This window comes from Streptacidiphilus carbonis (assembly GCF_000787775.1).
GTDB classification, from domain to species: Bacteria; Actinomycetota; Actinomycetes; order Streptomycetales; family Streptomycetaceae; genus Streptacidiphilus; species Streptacidiphilus carbonis.
Genome location: NZ_BBPM01000005.1, coordinates 19,423 through 39,760, shown reverse-complemented (window position 1 = coordinate 39,760; position 20,338 = coordinate 19,423). Strand labels below are relative to the sequence as shown.

Genomic DNA, 20,338 nt, shown 5'->3' with positions numbered 1-20,338 from the left:
ATTCATGAATGTTTCCGCATCGTCGCCAAGGCGTGCGAAAGCCGTGGCGAACCCTGCCGGGTGCCACGGCTGCATGGAACGTGCCTGCTCAGAAGAGGTCCGGTCGAGGGCGCGCGTCCGGTGCTGGAACGCGTCCGGTCAGCGAGGTGTGCTCGACCGGACCACAAGTTCGGGCTCGAGCACGACGGTGGCGTGCCGATGCCGGTCGCCCGCCGAGACCTCCTCCAGCAGCAGGCGCATCGCCGCCTGGCCCATGAGTCGGCCGGGGGAGTCCACCACGGTGAGCGGCACGTCGGCCGAGCCTGCGGTGCGATTGTTCTCGCACCCCACCACCGCCACCTGCCCGGGAACACTGATGCCCGCGACGGTGTGCAGCTCGTGGATGATGCCCACGGCCAACTCGTCGGTGACCGCCACCAGCCCGTCCGGCAGCGCGTCGGCGGAGCGCCGCGCCAGCTTCCGACCGGTCCCGTGCCCGTGCGCGGTGGTCAGTCCGCCGCTGTCGATCTCCTCCAGGGAGACGCCCGGACCGGCCTCCTCCACCGCTGCCCGCACCCCCCTGCGCCGGTCCTGCACGGGCTGGTAGTCACCGTGGGCGCTGACATAGGCGAGCCTGGTGCACCCCGCATCGATCAGGTGCCGAGCCGCCAGATAGCCGACGTTCTCGTTGTTCACCAGCACCGAGCAGCACGTACCGGGCCTGGGTGCGTAGTTGAGCAGCACGATCTGCCGCCCGTGGGCGCGCATCCGGGCGATGCCCGCGCTGGAGTCCTGCATGGGAGCCAGCAGGACCCCGGTCACCCGCGACTCGTCGAACAGGTCGAGGTACTCGTCCTGGAACTGCATGTCACAGACGGCGTTGGCCAGCAGAAGCTTCAGGCCCTCGGCGCGGGCTGCCTCCTGGGCGCCGTAGGCCATGTCGATGAACAGTGAGTTCTCGACATCGGCAAGGACCATCCCGACGCTGCTGTTCGACCCGGAGGCCAGGGACCGGGCCGCGTCGTTGCGTACGAAGCCGAGTGCGGCTATGGCGTCGCGGACCCGCTGGGTCGTCGCCGGACTGACCTTGGCCGGGTGGTTGAGCACGTTGGAAACGGTGCCGAGCGAGACGCCGGCGGTCGCGGCGACATCCTGCATGCTCGGACCGGCATGCCCCTGTGTTCGCGGACGTGGGGTCGCCACGGTGCTCCTGGCCCTCCGGGATCGTTCGGTCCTGCATACGACAGCTGTGGCCCAACTGCAGTCGGAACCATACATGATCCCGGTTAAAGCGCTCTAATCATCAGGCGCGACGACTTTCGGGCCGACCGCGGACCGGCGAACAGCCGGTGCAGGTAGGAGCACTGGGGCCGCTCCGTACGCGGAACAAGGGACATCGCGCCGCCGGCCGGTGCCACGGCGCCGGACCGACCCGCGGGCCCGGAGCCGCCCCGACGAATGCGGACGTATGCGCAGTCTCTTGACGCCGACCCGGTGCCATGCCAGTCTCGCATCGCCTCACAGATTGAAGCGCATCAATCAGTGTGCCACCCCGTACCCCGCTGCAGCGGCTGATTTCACCACCCCCACGCGCCCTTCCACCGCCGTCCGGTATCCCCGACGGCTGCCACCGGCGCGCCCGTTCCCCTTCTCTCACAGGCGAGGGAGTTCCAACCATGCACAGCAAGCGAAACGCCCGGGTCAGAGCCGCCGCCCTGGGCGCCACCGCAGCGCTGCTCGCGCTCGCGGCCCCGACCCAGCCGGCGAACGCCGTCACCTACACCGGCGGCGTGATGTGGACACCGCCCAGCGGCGCTCCCTCCTACGGCTCGCTCTACGCGCACGCCATCAGGCTCCAGCACAGCACGGACGCCAACGGCACCCTGCTGGCCTCCTTCGAGCAGTACTCCGGCGACGACATGCCGGTGTACCGCAGCACGGACTCCGGCGGCACCTGGACCCAGATCTCCACCATCCACGACCAGGTGAACAGCTGGAACAACATCCAGCTCGAACCAGTGCTCTACGAGCTCCCGCAGGCGATCGGGTCCTATCCGGCCGGCACGATCATCGCGGCCGGCGACTCGATCCCGTCGGACAACTCCAAGACGAAGATCGACATGTATGCCAGCACCGACGGCGGCGTCACCTGGAGCTTCGCCAGCTCCATCGCCACCGGCGGCTCCGCAGTCGACGTCAACGGCCAGACACCGGTCTGGGAGCCGTACTTCCTGGTGGCCGACAACAAGCTCATCGCCTGGATCTCGGACCAGCGCGACCCCGCCCACGGCCAGAAGCTGAGCCACTTCACCACCACCGACGGTGTGAACTGGTCCACCGAGGTCGACGACGTCGCCTACCCGGCCTACAGCGCCCGCCCCGGCATGGCCATCGTCGCCCGCCTGGGCAACGGCCAGTACATCCTCACCTACGAGTACTGCAACGCCCCCACCGGTGGCTGCCCCGTCTACTACAAGATCGCCGCCAGTCCCGAGGCCTTCGGTTCGGCGACCGGCGTCCAACTGGTCACCACCGACAACCACAAGCCCGACGGCGACCCCTACGTGACCTGGCTGCCGACCGGTGGACCGGACGGCACGATCGTGGTCCAGGCCTACAGCGACCAGCAGCTGTACGAGAGCACCGACTACGGGACGACCTGGGTCCGGATGTTCTCCAACACCGTCGCGGGCTACAGCCGCGGCCTGCTCCCGCTCGCCGACGGCAAGAGCCTGCTGGTCACCCGAGGCGGCACGCTGACCACCAACGGCACCAACCAGGTGACGTACGGCATCGACGACTACGGCGGCGGCATCTCCACCGGCGCGGGCTACAAAATCCAGAACGTGCTCAGCTCCCAGGTCCTGGGCATACCAACCAGCAGTTCGGGCGCCCCGGTCGTGCAGGCGGCCGACAACGGCACGCCGGACCACAACTGGCAGTTCCTGCTCCAGAGCAACGGCTACTACCGCATCCTGAACACCTTCAGCGGCAAGTACCTGGCCGTGCCCGGCGGCTCCCTGAACCCGGGTACGGGCGCCATCCAGTGGACCACCACCGGCGGGGCGGAACAGGACTGGTCAGTCGAACCGTCACCGGCCGGCGGCTACACCGTCACCAACCGCCGCAGCGACCTGGCGCTGACGATGGCCACCGACGCCAACGGACAGACGTCGACCGGCGAACAGGTCACCCAGGCCGCCCTGACCTCCGCCCCCGACCAGCGCTGGAACCTGACCCAGACCACCGCCCCCGACCTCAGCACCGGCCAGTTCGTGATCGCCAACGAGAACAGCGGCAAGTACGCGGAAGTGGCAGGCGCCGGCAACGGAACCCAGGCCGACCAGTACCGCGACGTCAACCACCCCGACCAGTACTGGACCTTCACCCAGGTGGGCTCCTACTGGACCATCACCGACGTCTCCTCGGGCGACCTGCTCGACTCCAACGGCGCTGCAACCAGCGGGAGCGCAGTCGTCCAGAAGCCTGCCTCCGGCGCCACCACCCAGCAGTGGACCCTGACCGACACCGGCGCGGGACACTACCAGGTGGTCAACCGGGCCTCCGGGCTGGCCCTGAACGTGGTCGCGGCCTCGACCGGCGACGGCGCGCTCCTGGACCAGGAGGCCACCGCCTCGGCCTCCTCCCAGCTCTGGACCATCACCAAGATCGACTGAGACCGTCGTCCGACCTCCTGGTGCCCGGAGCACACCCCGGACACCAGGAGTCGGCCGGGCGGCCCGCCCTGGCGAGTTCCTGGAGCATCGGGTGCCGGCATCCTGCTTCTCAGCGGGCGTTCGGCTGGACACGGGTGATCCGGTCGAGGTCGCCGGCGAGAAGTTCGTGGTGGCCGATGGCGAAATCTCCGTTGAGCAGAGCGTGACCTGGGCCGTAGTACCTGCCCACGACGCTGGTCGGAAGGAAGGTCCGCAGGCCGTGGCGCATGTCCTTCGGGTAGTCGACAGGGGCGCCCCACTCGGAGGGGGCCTGGTCGGTGGAGAGAAGGACCCAGTGGTCCACGGGCACCTCGGTGGCGAGGTCCGGCACCCCTCCGGTGTGGCTGTCCAGGGCCGGCAGGGTCAGTCGGTCCGGTTCGAGGGGCGGGTACCAGAGCAGCAGAGGCTTGGCCAGTTGCACGTCGGCGTTGTCGAAGCAGCACACGGCAATGCTGTGGTCGGAGAACTGGTCAGGGCGTCGCCTGTCGAAATGCACATGGCGGCAAGGTATCGCCCCTGGCGGGTGCGCCCGGAGGGGATTCTGGGCGGTAGGTGTTTCGCCAGCGGGTCAATTCCGCCCGACCCCAGCGACGTCTTGATCCTCGCCGACGCGCAGCGCCGGCCCGCCACTCCGCCGGCACCCAGAAGTGCCATCGGCCGCTGGCATGGGTCACCGGTTCGGGGGCATGCGCTGGTCAGGAGGATGATAACTATGGGTGCACTTCTCTTGGTTCTGCTGCTCGCCCTGATCCTGGGCGGCGCGGGCTTCGCGGTTCATATTCTGTGGTGGATCGCCGTCATCGTGCTGGTCGTATGGGCACTGGGCTTCGTGTTCCGCGGAGCTGGAACAGGCGGACCTCGCGGACGCTGGTACCGCTGGTAGTCAGTAGCAATTGACGTTTCATCAGCGAGGCACTCTGTCCCACCACGACGAAGGAGACGACGATGGGCGCCGACGACAAGGCAGCGAACACCGCGGACAAGCTCAAGGGCAAGGCGAAGGAGTCAGCGGGCAAGGCCGTGGGCAACGAGCGTCTGCAGGCCGAAGGCAAGGCCGACCAGGTCAAGGGCGACGCCAAGCAGGCTGTCGAGAAGGCCAAGGACGCGCTGAAGGACTGACCGCCTGCCGGAAGCGGACTGTGGGGGCCACCCGATCTCGGGTGGCCCCCACAAGCGCATTCGGATGCGAGCCCGGCAGGACGATCGCCTGGTGCGCACCCAGCTGCTATCCGTCGTTCACCAGCGCATGCCGAGGGCGTCCAGGGCGGCGCGCTGCTCGGTGCTGAGCTTGACAGCCCGTTGTCTCATGTTCATGATCCACACCCCTAGGGCGAGGGGCTTCTCGGTGTCGGGCATGGGCTGCACGTCCTTGCGCTTCACATCGGCGATGGTGCCGCCGTGCTCGGCTGCCCAGGCAGTGGCTGCCGCCAGTGCGGCGTTGAACCGGTCGGTCTGGCTGCGCGGGGCCGCCGTCGGCGCCACGGGCTGCTCCGGCGCGGTGTAGCCGATCCAGCCGAGCATTTCCTGGCGCTGCTCCTGGAGCTGGTGCCACTGGGCCGTCTGCTGCCGGGCCCAGGTGCCGATGTCCTCGCCGGACATTTTCGTGCCTTCGGGCATGTCCAGGAGGTCGGCGAGGGTGCCGCCGTTCTCGACGTGGGCCAGGGCGATGCGGAAGCTGCGCTGCCAGGGGATGGGCCAGGGCGGGTTCCACCAGGGGTCGATGCCCTCCAGTTGCGCGGTCCGTGCCTGGGTCAGGGTCCCGGCGCCGGCGGCGGCCCGCTGTTCGGCGAGCCACCGGCCCACCTTGTGCCCGTCGAACAGTGCGGCTGTGGGGCAGGCCAGACCCGCGGCATGGGTGGCGGCGTAGCCGCGGGCGGCGGCCAGGCCGGCGTCCCATGCCGCCTCGTGCGCGGACCACAGCATGTCCAGGTCGTTGAGCCGTTCCACCCGTGAGGGCAGCAGTTCGTCGGCCGCGTAGGCGGCCCGCTGGGAGGTGACCCACCGGCCCAGTGGAAAGTCCGATCCGGGCTCGGTGGCGTTGGTCGGGACCGCGAGGTTGCCATGGATGGCGTGCCAGTGCCGGGCCGCCGCGTAGCCCCGCAGCCAGCTCTGGGCCTCGGGGCTGAGTACCCGCAGCCGGATCGCGGCTGCCACCTCGGCGGCCGAGTGGAGGCCGCCGGCGAACTCCAGCACCAGGCGGGGCGCCGCCGGCCCCGCCTCCCCGGCTTTGTCGGGCTGCTCCTGGTCCGGTTGGTCGTCCTCGCGCCAGGGGTCGGCCTGCTGGGTGCGTGAGCGTCGTTGGGGTACGGCGAGGCCTTCGATGAGGGCGCTGTCGTAGGCGCGCAGCCCCTGGAGGATGTCGAACAGGGGCGCGAATCCGGGGTCCGCCAGCAGGTCGCTGGTGGTGGCGGCGTGCTCGATCGAGTCCGTCGCGGCCCTGGCCACGACGGTGGGCACCAGGATGGAGGCGACCTTGCCCGCACCGGGCTGCTGGCGCAGGGCGCGGCCGATGGCCTGGATCAGGTCGACCAGGCTGCCCTTGGAACTGGTGAACACCACGCAGTCCGACCGGGTGTCCAGTCCCTCGGTGAGGACCTTGCTGTTGGCCAGCACGGCGGGACGCTCCAGGCCGCCGGGCCGGTCGTGGTCGAACTCGTCCAGCACCCGGCGGCGGTGACGGCCCGTGTGCTCCCCGGACAGCCAGTGCGCCCAGACCCCGTGGGGGAACGCTTCTCGAAGACCGTCGTCGGTGTGGACGCGGCTCGCAAGAGTGGAAGCGAAGACCTGCGCCTCGGCGATGCGGTTGTGGAACGTGATGACCTTCTGCAGGCCCTGGCTCTCGACGGCCTTCAGGACCGCCACCTGCACAGCGGCCAGCCGCGCCTCGGCTGCCGAGTCCTGGTCGCCCTCCAGCATGGCGTGCAGGACCGGGTCCGCGATCTCCAGGGCCACGAGCTGAAACCGCGCCAGGATCCCGAGGTCCTGGCAGCGCGCCAGGGTCAGCGACCTGTTCGCCACCTTCCCGAACACGGCCTCGTCGTCCATGGACATCGCCAGTTCCCTGGGCAGCGCCCGCAACGCGGAGCCAGGCTCCGGCTCCTCGCTCACCGAGCCGGTGTCCAGGGTCTGCGGGACGTTCCACACCCGCGGCGTGGCGGTCATGTAGAGCCGGGCCACAGCGGGCAGCGCCCGGTTGTCGTGCACCGCCGCCCACGGCTTCGACGCCGCGCCGCTGGTCCTGTGGGCCTCGTCGACGACCACCAGCGCCCAGGGCCGGGCCGGGGCGATGCCGTAGGGGGTGAAGTCGCCGCTGTGGACTCCGAGGACGGTGGGCAGGCTGGCGTAGGTCCCGAAGACCGTCACCGGCTCCCCGTCCGGGACCTGGGAGAGCCAGTAGGCCAGCCGCTCGGAGCTGGTGGTGCACAGTACCCCGGCGGCGGGCTCGTGGTCCGCCATGGAGCACACCGCGTACATTCGCCCACCCCGCCCCGCGGCGCGCCAGGTCTCGATCGTCTGGCCCAGCAGATCGAGCGTCGGCACCTCCACCAGAACGGGATGCCTGGGCGCGATCCGCATGCCCACGAACGCCGCCATCATCGTCTTCCCCGTCCCGGGGGAGGCGATGAGCTGGGCCCGCAGTCCGTCCGGCGGCATGGCTCGGCCAGGTTGCAGCGTCAACTCCCGGATGACATCCGACACCGGTTCGACCTGGTAGTCCCGAAGCTCCACCGCGCGATTCCCTCCCCGGCACGTGCGACATGCCGGTCCGGCGTCAGTAGGCGAGCGGTCAGCGGCGGTATGTCAGCCTACCGACGATCCTAGCTGCTCAGCCTTGGTGGGCCGGCAACGGCTCCGCTGGTCCCGCCGGCGAAGGCACCACCAGGCGCTCGCCCGCTGCGGGCGCTGCCACTACCACTGCCCGCGCCGCACGCACCTCTATCGGGGCATGGGCGCGGTGCCCGTGCGGGGGAGTGGTCCGCCGGAGCCGGTTGCCCTCAGTGCCACTGGCTGGGCGCGGCTGGGGTGGGTCTCCTGGTTGCTGGGGTGATGTGGCGGTCTGTCAAACTTCCCGCCTGGATGCCGGTATTGTTCCAGGGTATTGGGTATTGCTGTCCTGCCCGGGGGAGTCCTGGTGCGTCGTACAGGTGTGGCCGCTGTCGCGGTGGTGTGTGCTGTCCTGTCCGGTTGCTCGCACGCCGGGTCCGCCGGGTCGGGTGACGCGGCGTCACCGACCTCGCGGCCGGGGTCCGGTGACGCAGGAACAGGGGCGGTACCGATGGGGTCGGGTCCGCAGAAGACGTACACGGTACAGGTGCAGCCGGCGGCGGGTTCGTGCCGCTACGGGGACGACCACGGGCAGCCGCTGCCCGACCCCAGGTGCACGCCCGGTGCGCTGTCGCCGGCCGTCACGCAGGCCACCCTTGCTACCACGATATGCCGCAAGGGCGGTTACACCTCCACGATCCGTCCGCCGGTGGGGATCACGGACAAGGAGAAGGCGGCGAACGCGAAGTCCTACGGCTACACCGGGGCGCTGCACGACGCGGAGTACGACCACCTGATCAGCCTGCAGTTGGGCGGGGACCCGAACGATCCGCGCAATCTGTGGGTGGAGCCTCCCTCGCCGGACCACAAGGCCGGGGCCGGGCCGAACAACCCGAAGGACGCGGTGGAGAACCGGCTGCACACCGCGGTGTGCAAGCACCAGGTCACCCTGGCGGCCGCCCAGCAGGCGATCGCCACCGACTGGCAGAGCGCTGAGGCCAAGCTCGGCCTCAAGCCGACCGGCAGCGACACCGCCGGCCCGGCCGACTGACGACCCGCGCATCCCGGGCCATCCGCTGCACCCCGCGCCGACGGACCCGCCCATCCCGGCCGGGGGGCTGCCTTCGCTGCCCGTGGCACGTCGGCGTCCTCCGGCCCACGGACGGTGCCGTGGTGCGCGGACAAGCGTCGGTTGCCGGGCCATACTGGGAAGTCAAGGCCGACGACGTCCGCTTGTTCGCACGGTCCGGGCCCGGCATGACGGGCACCGGGTAGGCATGGGCGACGGATGGGGTGAGGGACGGTGACACGATTCTCGGTGGGCGACCATGTCCGGTGGAACTCCGAAGCCGGATCCGTTCAGGGCGTCATCGTCAAGAAGCACACCCGCGACGTGGACTGGAAGGGCCATGTGCACCACTGCACCGAGGACGACCCGCAGTACGAGATCAAGAGCGACAAGAGTGACCACATCGCCCTTCACAAGGGCGGGGCGCTGACGAAGATCCCGAGGAGCGGCTAGCCGTTCACGCGCGGCAACCTCGGGCCGGCTGGTCGCAGTAGGGCGGGGCAGGCATGGACGACCGCATCTTCACGGTGGGGCACTCGACACGCGACTTCGACGACGCACTGGCCCTGCTGCGCGCCAACGGGATCACGCACCTGGTCGACGTCCGCTCGTTCCCCTCGTCGAGGAAGTATCCGCAGTGGAACCAGCAGGCCGTCATCGACGCGCTTCCCGGAGACGTCGGCTACCGGTGGATCGCGCAACTGGGCGGCCGCCGGCACACCCCCAAGGACGTGCCGAGCGTGAACGGAGCCTGGAGGGTGAAGGCGTTCCGTGACTACGCCGACTACATGGCCACCCCCGACTTCGCCGCCGGCCTCGCCGAACTCCTGGCACTCGCCGACGAAGGGCGCCCCGTGATCATGTGCAGCGAGGCGGTGCCGTGGCGCTGCCACCGCAGGCTCATCGCTGATGCGCTGCTCGTCGCGGGCCGCCAGGTCTCGCACATCCTCTCGCCCACCAGGGTCACGCCTGCGGTGCTGAACGAGCACGCCGAGGTGCAGGACGGGCACCTCGTCTACCCGGCTCAGTCCCAGGGGGCGGGCATGGGCCTGGTCGAGGAGGTCCGCGAGCAGGTCCTGGCAATCCCCGCCGGGTGCGTCGCGTCCTACGGCGACATCGGCGAGCGGATCTCAGCGGGGCCGCGGCAGGTGGGAGGGGCGATGGGTCAGCTCGATGACGGCGTCCCCTGGTGGCGCGTGGTCCATGGCGACGGCACGCCCGCCTCCTGCCACGGCGGGAGGGCGCCTGAGCTTCTGCGGGCCGAGGGGACACCGATGCGAGGCACGCGGGTGGACATGCAGCGCGCACGGCACCCCGCGAAGTGAGCCGCCGACGGGCTGCGTCGATGCCGTCGGAGAGACGAGCCGGTGTCGCGGTCCGGCCGGCGGCGAAGGTGCTCAGACGCGTACGGATCCGGGGATGCGGTGGCTGCGCCGGGCTGCAGCGTGCCCCTCGGCCATCTGCTCCTCCCCACCCGGTCGCCGCGCAGGGCCCGATTCGGGCGGTCCGGTCGCCGCTTCTCCAGTGTGCGCGCGATGGCGGCGGGACCGCAGGCAGAGCCGCCGGACCCCGTTGCCCACCGGGTGGCCCGCCAGCCATGTGAGTGCGGCCCGGGTTAAGTTCATCCCGGTGGTGTATCCCTGTGAGGACGACCCCGCAGACGAGGGCTTCCGCCAGAGGAATGGAGAGCAATGCGCGACGCGTACCGCGAAGAGCTCGCAGCGATCACCGACGGGCTGGAACGGATGGCGAGACTCGCCGACTCGGCGATCGGCCGCGCCACGACCGCACTGCTGGATCCCGACCTGCAACTCGCCGAACGCGTCATCGCCTCTGACGAAAAGCTCGACCAGTTGCAGCGCGACCTCGAGGACCGCACCATCGCGGTCCTGGCCCGCCAGCAGCCGGTTGCCACCGAACTCCGCGCCGCGGTGACCGCGCTGCGGATCAGCGCCGACCTGGAGCGCTCCGGCGACCTGGCCGTGAACGTGGCCAAACTGGCACGGCGCCGCTACCCCGACGACGCGGTGCCGAGCGAACTGCGCGCCACGGTGCTGGAGATGGGACACGTCGCGCAGCGCCTGATGGCCAAGGCCGCCGACGTCATCGCCACCCGCGACATCGGCGCGGCCCTGGAACTGGAGGGCGACGACGACGCCATGGACGACCTGCACCGCGCCCTCTTCCGCCGCCTGCTGGACGACCGCTGGCCCCACAGCGTCGAAGCCGCCGTCGACGTCACCCTGGCCGGACGCTTCTACGAACGGTTCGCCGACCACGCCGTCTCCGTCGCCAGGCGCGTCGTCTACCTGGTCACGGGCGAGTACGAGCCCGCCGACGAGTGACTCAGCTCAGCGGGCCTCAGCAACTCATTGTTGCCCTTCGACTCCGACCGGCCAGGCGACCACCGCGTAGTACTCGCCGTGCGGCGGCGCTGCGGCTGCGTCGAGGGGGCCGGCGGACGCTGGTGGTGCTGGTCACCGGGGGCGGCGGGCTGTAGGCCGCCCGTCGTTGTCCGGGTGACCGGCACGCGATGCCGGCGGCGCTGATGGGGTCCGGTTGCGTGGTGCTGTGGGCGGTTGGACGCTTGAGGAAGTCTCCGAACGGAGGTTGCCATGTACAGCAAGGTCACGCTTGGGGGCCATCCGGTCCATCCGATGCTGATCGGCTACCCCGTGGCGGGTTACACCGGCACGTTGGTGGGTTTCGCGGTGTACGCCGCGAACGGTCAGCAGTTCTGGCTGAACTTCGCGATCGTGATGAATATCGCCGGCGTCGGGGGCGCGCTGTTGGCGGCGCTTCCCGGCTTCGCCGACTGGTTGCTCGGGATCCCGCGCTCGTCCGCGGCCAAGACGGTCGGGCTCGCGCACGCGGGTCTCAACGTCGTCGCGCTGGCCCTGTTCGCGATCAGCCTCGGGTTCTACGCCGGGCACTGGAACGGGCCGCCGCGCGGTGCCGCGTTGGGGTTGGGTCTCGCCGCAGCGGGCGTCGTGTGCACGATCGGCGCCGGGTTCCTCGGCTGGATGCTCGTCCAGACCTACCACATCGGCGTCGAGCTCACCCCGGAGCAGCAGCGAGACGAGCTCGCGGTGCAGAACGCCCCGGCACCCCTGCACATCCACCACAACCGAGCGGCCTGACGCGGCGAAGCGGGCGACCGACCGCTGCGGGTTCGCACGCGTCACGGCGCGGGCGACGCCGAGCCCAGTCCTGGGCTGCGCCTCGGTGCCGCCACAGGGCCGTGCGCACGGCAGTCGGCCGCAGCGGTTGTCCGGAGAGGCCGGAAGGCATTCCGAGGCGGTCGCGAGTCGGGGGCGACGGCGGTCGGCTGCCGGTAGTCCCCGCTGGGCCTCCTTCCTCAGCTCAGCGGGCGGGTTCGAGGCGGACGATCACGGACTTGGTGTTCGGCGTATTGCTGGTCTCCGCCGTCGAGTCGAGCGGGACCAGCACATTGGCCTCCGGGAAATAGGTCGCGGCGCAGCCGCGCGGAGTGGGGTAGCGGGTGGCGCGGAAGCTGGGCGCGCGGCGTTCGCCGTCCGGGTAGTCGCTGACCAGGTCGACCAGGTCGCCGTCGTGGAGGTCCAGCTCGCGCAGGTCGTCCTCGTTCAGGAAGACGACGCGGCGGCCGCCGGTGACGCCGCGGTAGCGGTCATCGAGGCCGTAGACGGTGGTGTTGAACTGATCGTGGGAACGGACCGTGGTCAGCAGCAGCCGACCCGCCGGGACCTCGACCGCGGTGACCGGGTTGACGGTGAACCGGGCCTTGCCCGTGGCCGTGGGGAAGGTACGCGCGTCGTGCGGTCCGCGCGGCAGCATGAACCCGCCGGGCTGGGCGACGCGCTGTTCGTAGGCGTGGAAGCCGGGGACGACGTGCTCGATGTGACGGCGGATCACGGAGTAGTCCCGAGCCATCTCGCTCCAGCCGAGCGCGTCGCCGAAGAGCTCCCGGCCGAGGCCGGTGACGATCGCGACCTCGCTGCGCAGCTGCGGCGAACCGGGCAGCAGGCGCCCGCGTGAGGCGTGGACCATCGCCATGGAGTCCTCGACGGTGACGAACTGTTCGCCGCCGTCCTGGATGTCGCGCTCGGTGCGGCCCAGGCAGGGCAGTAGCAGTGCCTCGGTGCCGTGGCACAGGTGGGAGCGGTTGAGCTTGGTGGCGACGTGGACGGTCAGCGCGCAGTTGGCCAGCGCGGTCTCGGTGACGGCGGTGTCCGGGGTTGCGGCGGCGAAGTTGCCCCCGAGGGCGAAGAAGACGTCAATCCTGCCGTCGCGCATGGCCCGGATGCAGTCGACGGTGTCGAGGCCGTGGGCGCGGGGCGGCTCGAAGCCGAACTCGTCGCGGAGCTTGTCCAGGAAGGCGTCGGGCATCTTCTCCCAGATCCCCACCGTGCGGTCGCCCTGGACGTTGCTGTGGCCGCGGATCGGGGCGGGCCCGGCGCCCGGGCGGCCGATGTTGCCGCGCAGCAGCAGGAAGTTGACGATCTCCCGGATGGTCGGCACGGCGTTGCGGTGCTGGGTCAGGCCCATGGCCCAGCAGACGATCACGCTGTCGGCAGCGATGACGTCGGCGGCGGTGCGCTCGATCGCGCGCCGGGTCAGGCCGCTGAGCTCCTCGATGCGCGCCCAGTCCAGGCCGCGCCACCCCGAGACCGCCGCGTCGAGCCCGTCGCAGTAGCGGTCGATGAAGTCGTGGTCGAACACGGTGCCTGGGGCGGCTTCCTCCGCGGCCAGCAAGGCCCGGTTGAGGCCGGCGAAGAAGGCGAGGTCGCCGTTGACGCGGATCGGCAGGTGGCGGTCGGTCAGCTGGGTACCGGGACCGGCCAGGCCGCGCACGTTCTGCGGGTTGTGGAACCGGCCGAACCCGGCTTCGGGCAGCGGGTTGACGGCGATGATCTTCGCTCCGCGCCGTTTGGCCTGTTCCAACGCGGTCAGCATGCGCGGGTGGCAGGTGCCGGGGTTCTGGCCGACGACCATGATCAGCTCGGCGTGGTCGGTGATGTCCTGCAGGGTGACCACGCCCTTGCCCACGCCGATGGTCTCGGACAGGGCCGCGCCGCTGGACTCGTGGCACATGTTCGAGCAGTCGGGCAGGTTGTTGGTGCCGAGGCGCCGGGCCAGCAGTTGGTAGGCGAAGGCGGCCTCGTTGCTGGTGCGTCCGCTGGTGTAGAAGACGGCCCGGTTCGGATCGTCCATGGCGCGCAGCCGGTCGGCGGTGAGTCGCAGGGCGTCGTCCCAGGAGATCGGGGTGTAGTGCGTGGCCCCCGGCGCGAGGTGCATCGGCTCGGTCAGGCGGCCCTCGGCCTCCAGACTGTGGCCGTCGCGCTCGCGCAGTTGGGCGACGGAGTGGGTGGCGAAGAAGTCACGGCCGACGCGCTTGCGGGTGGCCTCCCAGGCGACGGCCTTGGCGCCGTTCTCGCAGAACTCCGCGTGCTTGCGCTCCCCGGGCGGGGGGTCGGCCCAGGCGCAGCTGGGGCAGTCGAACCCGTCGACCTGGTTGAGGGCGAGCAGCGTGCGCAGTCCGCGTACCGGCCCCGTCTCCTCCCGCGCGTACTTCACGGTCTCGGTGATGCCGCGCACGCCGACGCTCGACGTCTTCGGATCACCGGTGCGCAGTTCGCTCGCCTCGCCGGTTCGGTCGTGTTCAGCCACGGGATGCCTCCTACACGCGCCAGTGGTAGCCGAGGGAGAAGTTGACGGCGACCGCGTAGGTCAGGTACATCAGCCAGGCGCCGGTGGCCAGGTGGAAGAGGCCCAGTGCCCGCTTCCCGAGACCGACGCCGACGGAGGCGAAGAAGTCGCTGAAGTAGATCGCGAAGAGGCCGACGAACAGCAGGCCGACGGGCCAGTCCGCGACCTTGAAGAAGACCGTCGCGCCTATGGCCGAGATGACCATGTAGGCCACCGACATCCCGGCGTTGGTGCGCGGGTCGCTGTCGCGGTACCGGTTCATCCCGATGGCGAACCAGTGGACGCCGTAGGCGGTGAACGCCAGCGCGGCCATGTACAGCGGCGGGGACTTGGCGAAGACCTGGAACCAGGTCAGGCCGATGAAGAGGATCAGCCCGGTGAGCAGCTGGCAGAAGCCGGGCATCCACACGCCCCACACTCCCAGCGCGCGGTCGCTGCGCTCGCTCTTGCCCGGGTAGCCGAACAACTCGTGCGGGCCGTAGATCAGGTAGCCGGTGCCCAGGCCGAAGAAGCCGAGGGCCAGCGGCGGATAGACCGAGGTGGCGAACGTAAGCATCGTCGCCCTCCTAGGAAGGGAAGGGAGCCGGTCCGACCGGGCCGGCCGTTGGATCGGTGAGGGCCCCGCCCACGTGGTGCGAGCCCACGAGACGGGCCAGTCTGCCGCTGATCAACCCGTCGCGACCGATGGAGTCCAGTCGCACGGACACTCCGGCCTCATGGAGCCGGGTGAGGGAGCGAGTCATCGATCACCTCCCGGGAAGGCGCAGCGAACTTCCGCAACTCTTTACCCAGGACAATTGTTGCTCGTTGCAGAGGCCCTGACAACGTTGCCCCGGTCCGGGGTCAACGGCACTGGTGCCTGCGGGTCGGGCCGCCCGCCGCTCGGAGGCGCCCGCTCGCGGCGCGCTGCGGGACGTCCCGTGGCTGGGTACGGCTGCTGGCGGCCCGCTCCTGCCGCGTGCCCGTTCCGGTGACGGCGACAGGGGGTCAGAGCCGGGCGGCGAGTCGGGTGAGGGTGTCTATGGCGGGTTCGGCCTGCGCCTGGCGGTGGCCGGTTCCGGCCCACAGGTGGATCAGGCGGGTGTCGCCGGCCGCGGTGGCGGCCTGGCGCAGGGGCCGGGTGAGGTGGTGCAGGGCGGGATAGCCGTCGGGGGCGATTGCGTCGTACTGGTCGGTGAAGTGGTTGCGCAGGGCGCGTGCGGGTCGTCCGGTGAAGGCGCGGGTGACGATGGTGCCGGCGAAGGCGGGGTCGGCCAGGGCCGCTTTGTGCGGGGCGGAGGCTCCGCTCTCGTGGGCGCGCAGGAGGGCGGTGCCGATCATGGCTGCTTCCGCGCCTGCGGCCAGTGCGGAGGTCACGTCGGTGGAGGTGGTGATGCCGCCGGTGGCGATGACGGGCAGGGGGACGGCGCGGCGGACGGTGGCGATGAGGTCGGTGAGCGCGATGGGCGCGGGCAGGGTGGCGGGGGTGAGTGTCGCCGAGTGGCCGCCACCGGCCGCTGCCTGCACGACGAGCGCGTCGACGCCGGTTTCGGCCGCCTGGCGGGCCTCCTCGGGGGAGGTGACGCTCTGCAGGACCGTGCTGCCCGTCGTGCGCAGGGCGCGGATCACGGCACGGTCGGGGATGCCGAAGGTGAAGGACACCCAGGGGACGGGCGCGGAAGTCAGCAGGTCGATCTTGTCGGTCCAGTGGTCGTCGTCCTGGATCGGCCGCTCGGGCAGGGTGAGGCCGTAGCGGTCGGCCTCCGCCCGCAGGGCCTGTGCGTAGCGCCGGTAGGCCTCGGTGGAGACCGCGACCGGGTTGGGCGCGAAGAGGTTGACGCCGAACGGGACACCCTGGGCTCGCAGGGTGTGGATCTGTCCGGCGAGGGCCTGGGCGGTCTTGTAGCCGCCGGCGAGGAAGCCGAGGCCGCCGGCGCGGGCGGCGGCGGTGACCAGGGCGGGTGTGCTCGGTCCGCCGGCCATCGGCGCTGCGAGGAGGGGAAGATCCGCTCCGAGGTCTGACAGCAGGCTGCTCACGACAACTCCTGGTGGTTGGCATGCTGTCGCAGGCCGGCGAGGTTCTGGGCTGCCTTCCTGGCGGCTTTCATCCGGTCGTCCCTCACGCTGGGCGGGCGTTCGGGGCCAAGGGTCGCATCTGGTGCTAGGCGGGGGAGGCGACGGGACGTGCGTCGAGCGTGAGCAGGTTCAGGGCGGCCGCCTTGGCGTGGCGGGCCGGTGCCGGTGTCCCGGAGATGGCGGCGGTCGTCATGGCTCCCTCGGCCAGCAGGGCGATCTGGGCGCCGGTGGCCGCCGTTGCTCCCGCTGCGGTCGTGAGCTGGTGCAGGTAGGCGTGGAACGCGTCCTTGTGGTGGCGGGCGGCGGCGGTGACCTGGGGCGATGTGCCGGCCAGTTCGCCGAAGGAGTTGATGAACGCGCACCCGTGGAAGTCGGGCCGGGCGAACCAGTCTTCCAGCCAGTCGAAGACGGCGAGCACCCTGGCTTGTGCGGTCGGCCCGACCGTGTCGACGTGGGTGGCGAGGCTGTCGAGCCAGCGGGCGTCCCTGCGGGCCAGGTATGCCTCGACGAGGTCGCCCTTGGAGGGGAACAGCTGGTACATGCGGCGCAGCGTCACGCCCGCGGCGTCGCGGACCGCGTCCATGCCGACGGCCTGGATGCCTCGGGCGTAGAACAGGTCTTCGGCGGCGTCGAGGATGCGCTCGCGTGCAAGGTCGGTGTCCAAGGTTTCTGCTCCCTTTGCGCGAGAACCATCGTTCTCATACTATCAACGGCAGGGCGAGAACGGCCGTTCTCACCTTCGCCGGCCCTTCCAGAGGAGCGCACCATGTCTGAGCAGCGCCCGCCCTTCCCGCCGTTCACCCGGGAAACCGCCGTGAGCAAGGTCCGTCGGGCCGAGGACGGCTGGAACACCCGCGATCCCGAGAAGGTCGCCCTCGCCTACACGCCTGACTCCCGCTGGCGAAACCGCGCCGAGTTCGTCACCGGCCGCACTGAGATCGTGGCGTTCTTGACCCGCAAGTGGGACCGGGAACTGGACTACCGCCTCATCAAGGAACTGTGGGCATTCGACGGCAACCGCATCGCGGTGCGCTTCGCCTACGAGTGCCACGACGACTCCGGCCAGTGGTTCCGCGCCTACGGCAACGAGAACTGGGAGTTCGACGACAACGGTCTCATGGCCGTGCGCCACGCGAGCATCAACGACCTGCCCATCGCCGAGGAGGAGCGCAAGTTCCACTGGCCGCTGGGCCGCCGACCCGAAGACCACCCAGGCCTGTCCGACCTCGGGCTCTGAGCCCCGCAGTCGCCGCCCCGTCACCGAAACATCCACCACGTCGACCACCTCGCAGCCCCGCCAGGCTGTGACCATCCGAGTGGGCCCGCCGTCCAGATCGCCGGAACGGCGACAGAAGGCGGACGCGTTCGCCCGATCAGGGAGATCTGGGCGGCGCCTATGCGGTCGGCCACAACCGTTCGGCGGTAGGGCGATGCGGGCGGGCGGCGAGACGACCGCGGCGGGGTCAGACGCCCGGGAAGACCTGCAGCAGTTCGGGGACCACCTCGTGGCCCGGCAGTTCCGCCGAGGTCCGGTCCGGGTCCAGGCGCCCGTAGACGAGCCGCAGCAGTTCCTCGGCCGGCAGGACCAGGTCCACCGGCCCGGTGCCCGAGGCGGAGGCGAGTTCGACGTCGGGCCCGGTGGTGAGGGTGAACCGGCGCTGCGGGTCGGCCGTTTCGACCGCGAGGACACGGGGTTCGGCGGCGGCCCGGCCGGCCCGTGCCGCGGTGGCGGGCAGTACGTCGATCAGCAGGCGGACCGCGTCGGGGGACACTACGGCCGAGGAGTCCAGGGCCACGGCGATGTCCCAGGTGTGCAGGGCGTGCTCGCCCAGGCGCATGGCCAGCAGGCCGGCCAGGTCGATGTCCCGTCCGAACAGGGACACCCGGAACCGGGCCCGGTCGGCGCCGGACAGGCCCTCGACCCGGGAGACGAAGGCCTCGTTGGCCTTCAGGCTGTCGGCCGCCTGGTCCTGCGGGGACCTGCTGTTCCAGGTGTCCCAAAGGGGCTGGAACTGCTCCATGCCCGGGGCCGGGGATCCGTTCAGGCCCGCGTCCAGGGCCAGGTCGAAGATCTCGGACTGGCTGCCCAGGTGCGAGGCGACCTGGGCGATGGACCAGTCGTCGGCGTAGGACGGGTGCTGCACCTGCTCGGCGTCGAGTGGTGCCAGCAGAGCGGCGAAGTGGTTCTGCGAGCTGCGTACTGCCGAGATCCAGGCATCCAGGTCAGGCATAGGGGTTCCGATCAGTCGCCGGCTCGATTCGAGTCGGGTGAGGTGCGTTCCGGCCTACCGCGTGTGTGCTGGATCCACTGTAATGAAGGACGAGCTGGCTCATCGTCAGTCCTGACCGGTGCGCGTCTCGACGATCCGCATGGCAGGCCGGTGCGGACGCAGGAGTGGTTGACCAGGGCGTAGCCCTGCAGCTGTGCGCCGCTGGACCGCTCCGCTGCCTCGTCCGTGACGGCCCGCCAGAGCGCGGCTGCGGCCAGGTCTCCGGCGTCCTGGTACAGCCGGCCGGTCAGCGCCGCACAGGCGGCGCCGGACTGCAGCAGGCTGCGGCGGGTCTCGCCGGTCACCAATCAGGGAAAGAGGGCAACCCCGCACGCCCTGCTCACCCGCCCGCCTCGTTCGCTTGCGCTGCACCTTCTGGGCGGCAGGTCCGGCGTGGTGGGGCGATCACGTCCGCGACCGCGGGTAGCGTTCGCCCCAAGCCCGGCGCGGCCTCGGCGCGGCACCGCCGGGTCCTGCAGGCGTCGGACCAACGCGAGGACGGGGTGGTTGTGACCGACGCTGGCGCTATCGACTACCGGGCCGTGTTCCAGGCCTTGCCGGGCATGGTGGCGCTGCTGGATCCGCAGCTGGTGTTCGTGGACGCGAACGAGGACTTCGTGCGTCTGTCGGGCCGTCCGCGCGAGCGGCTGATCGGCCGTTTCCTGTTCGACGTATTTCCGGACAACCCGGATAATCCCGGGGGCGGCGCGCGGAACCTGGAAGCGTCGCTGCGTCGCGTCCTTGAGAGCGGGGAACGCGACACGATGGCGCTGCAGCGCTACGACGTCCGGTCTCTGGAGCGGCCCGATGAGTGGGAGGAGCGGTATTGGAGCCCGGTCAACGCCCCCGTCCTGGACGCGGCCGGGCATGTGGTGCTGGTCGTGCACCGGGTCGAGGAGATCACCGAGCTGATCCGCGCCCGCGACCTGCCTGAGGACGGACGCCGACACGTCCTGGAGGCCGAGCTGTACACCCGCGCGAGGGAGTTGCAGGAACTCAACGAGCGGCTGCGCCGAGCCCACGCCCGCGACCGCGAGGTCGCCCTCACGCTGCAGCGGGCGATGCTGCCCCAGCCGCGGCCACTGCTCCGCCACCGCGCCGCGGTGCGGTACCGGCCCGCGACCGGCGGCGCCTTGAACGTGTGCGGCGACTGGTACGACATCACCGACCTGACCGGCGGCGACCGCGCCGGTGTCAGCGTGGGGGACGTGGTCGGCCACGGACTGGAGGCCGCCTGTGTGATGGGCCAGCTGCGGAGCGCGCTGGCTGCCGCTTCCCGGGTCGCCGACGGCCCGGCCCAGGCCCTGGACGTGCTCGGCCGGTACGCCGGCTTCGTCGACGGCGCGGAGTCCACCACCGCCGTGACGTGCTTCGTCGACTGGGACCGGCACACCATCACCTACTCCAGCGCCGGCCACCCACCGCCGGCGCACCTGCACGCCGACGGGACGGTCACCTGGCTGGACCAGGCCCTGGACCCTCCGCTGGACGCGTCGCCCGAACCCGGGCCGCGCCCCGAAGCGGTCACGGTGTTCACGGAGGGTGAGGCCCTGGTGCTGTTCACCGACGGGCTCATCGAACGCCGCCATCAGGACATCACCACGGGTCTGGACCGCTTGGCCGCCTCCCTGGCCGCGCACGTCGGCGCAGACCCCCAGGCTCTCGCGGACGCGGTGCTGGCCGACCTGCTTCCGGGAGGTGGCGTCACCGATGACACCGCTTTGGTGGTCCTGCAATTGTGACACCGCGTCAGACAGCGATCTGACGCGACCGTTCGCCGTAGCCGGCGAGCGATT

General features: G+C 70.7%; 18 protein-coding genes and 1 pseudogene. 11 read left to right on the top strand and 8 right to left on the bottom strand.

The window, feature by feature from the left end; genetic code table 11:
- Window positions 1-138 precede the first annotated feature (138 nt).
- On the bottom strand, window positions 139-1,137 hold the full coding sequence (locus TR46_RS05310) for a LacI family DNA-binding transcriptional regulator (RefSeq protein WP_042394350.1): 999 nt from the start codon (window positions 1,135-1,137) through the stop codon (window positions 139-141).
- 518 nt (window positions 1,138-1,655) lie between these two features.
- Here TR46_RS05310 and TR46_RS05305 point away from each other — a divergent pair.
- Window positions 1,656-3,656 (top strand): RICIN domain-containing protein, encoded by a 2,001-nt coding sequence (locus tag TR46_RS05305; RefSeq protein WP_042394348.1) that lies wholly within the window; start codon window positions 1,656-1,658, stop codon window positions 3,654-3,656.
- Window positions 3,657-3,765: 109 nt separating this feature from the next.
- Here the strand turns inward: TR46_RS05305 and TR46_RS05300 are convergent, their stop codons facing one another.
- The gene (locus tag TR46_RS05300) at window positions 3,766-4,140 is read right to left on the bottom strand and encodes a hypothetical protein (RefSeq protein WP_052432562.1); all 375 of its coding nucleotides are present in this window, start codon (window positions 4,138-4,140) and stop codon (window positions 3,766-3,768) included.
- Between the two features lie 258 nt (window positions 4,141-4,398).
- Here TR46_RS05300 and TR46_RS05295 point away from each other — a divergent pair, with 258 nt between their 5' ends.
- The gene (locus TR46_RS05295) at window positions 4,399-4,578 is read left to right on the top strand and encodes a hydrophobic protein (RefSeq protein ID WP_084717958.1); all 180 of its coding nucleotides are present in this window, start codon (window positions 4,399-4,401) and stop codon (window positions 4,576-4,578) included.
- Window positions 4,579-4,640: 62 nt separating this feature from the next.
- On the top strand, window positions 4,641-4,814 hold the full coding sequence (locus tag TR46_RS39095) for a CsbD family protein (protein WP_084717956.1): 174 nt from the start codon (window positions 4,641-4,643) through the stop codon (window positions 4,812-4,814).
- Window positions 4,815-4,931: 117 nt separating this feature from the next.
- On the opposite strand, the gene TR46_RS05290 is transcribed toward TR46_RS39095, so the two are convergent.
- Window positions 4,932-7,424 carry a DEAD/DEAH box helicase gene (locus tag TR46_RS05290; RefSeq protein ID WP_052432561.1) on the bottom strand — a complete coding sequence of 831 codons (2,493 nt, stop codon included), beginning with the start codon at window positions 7,422-7,424 and terminating at the stop codon, window positions 4,932-4,934.
- 547 nt (window positions 7,425-7,971) lie between these two features.
- Between TR46_RS05290 and TR46_RS05285 the strand changes: the two genes are divergently transcribed.
- The 6 genes and pseudogenes from TR46_RS05285 to TR46_RS37685 all read left to right on the top strand — a co-directional run bounded on the left by TR46_RS05285 (window position 7,972) and on the right by TR46_RS37685 (window position 11,669).
- A complete protein-coding gene (locus tag TR46_RS05285; RefSeq protein ID WP_439654342.1) occupies window positions 7,972-8,511 on the top strand; it encodes a hypothetical protein in 540 nt (179 codons plus the stop codon).
- Window positions 8,512-8,763: 252 nt separating this feature from the next.
- A complete protein-coding gene (locus tag TR46_RS05280) occupies window positions 8,764-8,982 on the top strand; it encodes a hypervirulence associated TUDOR domain-containing protein (RefSeq protein ID WP_042394337.1) in 219 nt (72 codons plus the stop codon).
- Window positions 8,983-9,035: 53 nt separating this feature from the next.
- A pseudogene (locus TR46_RS43025) lies at window positions 9,036-9,551 on the top strand (DUF488 domain-containing protein); the annotation flags it as partial.
- 21 nt (window positions 9,552-9,572) lie between these two features.
- Window positions 9,573-9,854, top strand: coding sequence for an MGMT family protein (locus TR46_RS43020; RefSeq protein WP_169790632.1), 282 nt, complete (start codon window positions 9,573-9,575; stop codon window positions 9,852-9,854).
- A gap of 366 nt (window positions 9,855-10,220) precedes the next feature.
- Entirely contained in the window at window positions 10,221-10,874 is a 654-nt protein-coding gene (gene phoU, locus TR46_RS05270) for a phosphate signaling complex protein PhoU (protein ID WP_042394334.1), read from the top strand.
- A gap of 270 nt (window positions 10,875-11,144) precedes the next feature.
- Window positions 11,145-11,669, top strand: coding sequence for a DUF2231 domain-containing protein (locus tag TR46_RS37685; protein WP_052432560.1), 525 nt, complete (start codon window positions 11,145-11,147; stop codon window positions 11,667-11,669).
- Window positions 11,670-11,892: 223 nt separating this feature from the next.
- Here TR46_RS37685 and TR46_RS05260 read toward each other — a convergent pair whose 3' ends face one another.
- The 4 genes from TR46_RS05260 to TR46_RS05245 form a co-directional block, all read right to left on the bottom strand.
- The gene (locus TR46_RS05260) at window positions 11,893-14,178 is read right to left on the bottom strand and encodes an FdhF/YdeP family oxidoreductase (RefSeq protein ID WP_042394331.1); all 2,286 of its coding nucleotides are present in this window, start codon (window positions 14,176-14,178) and stop codon (window positions 11,893-11,895) included.
- Window positions 14,179-14,188: 10 nt separating this feature from the next.
- Window positions 14,189-14,773 (bottom strand): hypothetical protein, encoded by a 585-nt coding sequence (locus TR46_RS05255; RefSeq protein WP_042394327.1) that lies wholly within the window; start codon window positions 14,771-14,773, stop codon window positions 14,189-14,191.
- Between the two features lie 431 nt (window positions 14,774-15,204).
- Window positions 15,205-16,233 carry a nitronate monooxygenase gene (locus TR46_RS05250; RefSeq protein ID WP_042394325.1) on the bottom strand — a complete coding sequence of 343 codons (1,029 nt, stop codon included), beginning with the start codon at window positions 16,231-16,233 and terminating at the stop codon, window positions 15,205-15,207.
- A gap of 124 nt (window positions 16,234-16,357) precedes the next feature.
- Window positions 16,358-16,936 carry a TetR/AcrR family transcriptional regulator gene (locus tag TR46_RS05245; protein ID WP_042394323.1) on the bottom strand — a complete coding sequence of 193 codons (579 nt, stop codon included), beginning with the start codon at window positions 16,934-16,936 and terminating at the stop codon, window positions 16,358-16,360.
- Window positions 16,937-17,038: 102 nt separating this feature from the next.
- Here TR46_RS05245 and TR46_RS05240 point away from each other — a divergent pair, with 102 nt between their 5' ends.
- Complete coding sequence (locus TR46_RS05240) at window positions 17,039-17,509, top strand: nuclear transport factor 2 family protein (protein WP_042394318.1); 471 nt, start codon at window positions 17,039-17,041, stop codon at window positions 17,507-17,509.
- A 226-nt stretch (window positions 17,510-17,735) separates the two neighbouring features.
- On the opposite strand, the gene TR46_RS05235 is transcribed toward TR46_RS05240, so the two are convergent.
- Window positions 17,736-18,503, bottom strand: a complete 768-nt coding sequence (locus TR46_RS05235; protein WP_042394315.1) for a maleylpyruvate isomerase family mycothiol-dependent enzyme — start codon at window positions 18,501-18,503, stop codon at window positions 17,736-17,738.
- 548 nt (window positions 18,504-19,051) lie between these two features.
- Here TR46_RS05235 and TR46_RS05230 point away from each other — a divergent pair.
- Entirely contained in the window at window positions 19,052-20,284 is a 1,233-nt protein-coding gene (locus tag TR46_RS05230; protein ID WP_042394313.1) for a PP2C family protein-serine/threonine phosphatase, read from the top strand.
- The last annotated feature ends 54 nt before the right edge of the window (window positions 20,285-20,338 follow it).

Excerpts from the sequence above, each read along its gene's own strand:
- TR46_RS05310 (WP_042394350.1), bottom strand. The coding sequence starts at position 1,137 with ATGCAGGATGTCGCCGCGACCGCCGGCGTCTCGCTCGGCACCGTTTCC.
- TR46_RS05305 (WP_042394348.1), top strand. The coding sequence starts at position 1,656 with ATGCACAGCAAGCGAAACGCCCGGGTCAGAGCCGCCGCCCTGGGCGCC.
- TR46_RS05295 (WP_084717958.1), top strand. The coding sequence starts at position 4,399 with ATGATAACTATGGGTGCACTTCTCTTGGTTCTGCTGCTCGCCCTGATC.
- TR46_RS39095 (WP_084717956.1), top strand. The coding sequence starts at position 4,641 with ATGGGCGCCGACGACAAGGCAGCGAACACCGCGGACAAGCTCAAGGGC.
- TR46_RS05285 (WP_439654342.1), top strand. The coding sequence starts at position 7,972 with ATGGGGTCGGGTCCGCAGAAGACGTACACGGTACAGGTGCAGCCGGCG.
- TR46_RS43020 (WP_169790632.1), top strand. The coding sequence starts at position 9,573 with ATGGGCCTGGTCGAGGAGGTCCGCGAGCAGGTCCTGGCAATCCCCGCC.
- phoU (WP_042394334.1), top strand. The coding sequence starts at position 10,221 with ATGCGCGACGCGTACCGCGAAGAGCTCGCAGCGATCACCGACGGGCTG.
- TR46_RS37685 (WP_052432560.1), top strand. The coding sequence starts at position 11,145 with ATGTACAGCAAGGTCACGCTTGGGGGCCATCCGGTCCATCCGATGCTG.
- TR46_RS05255 (WP_042394327.1), bottom strand. The coding sequence starts at position 14,773 with ATGCTTACGTTCGCCACCTCGGTCTATCCGCCGCTGGCCCTCGGCTTC.
- TR46_RS05240 (WP_042394318.1), top strand. The coding sequence starts at position 17,039 with ATGTCTGAGCAGCGCCCGCCCTTCCCGCCGTTCACCCGGGAAACCGCC.
- TR46_RS05235 (WP_042394315.1), bottom strand. The coding sequence starts at position 18,503 with ATGCCTGACCTGGATGCCTGGATCTCGGCAGTACGCAGCTCGCAGAAC.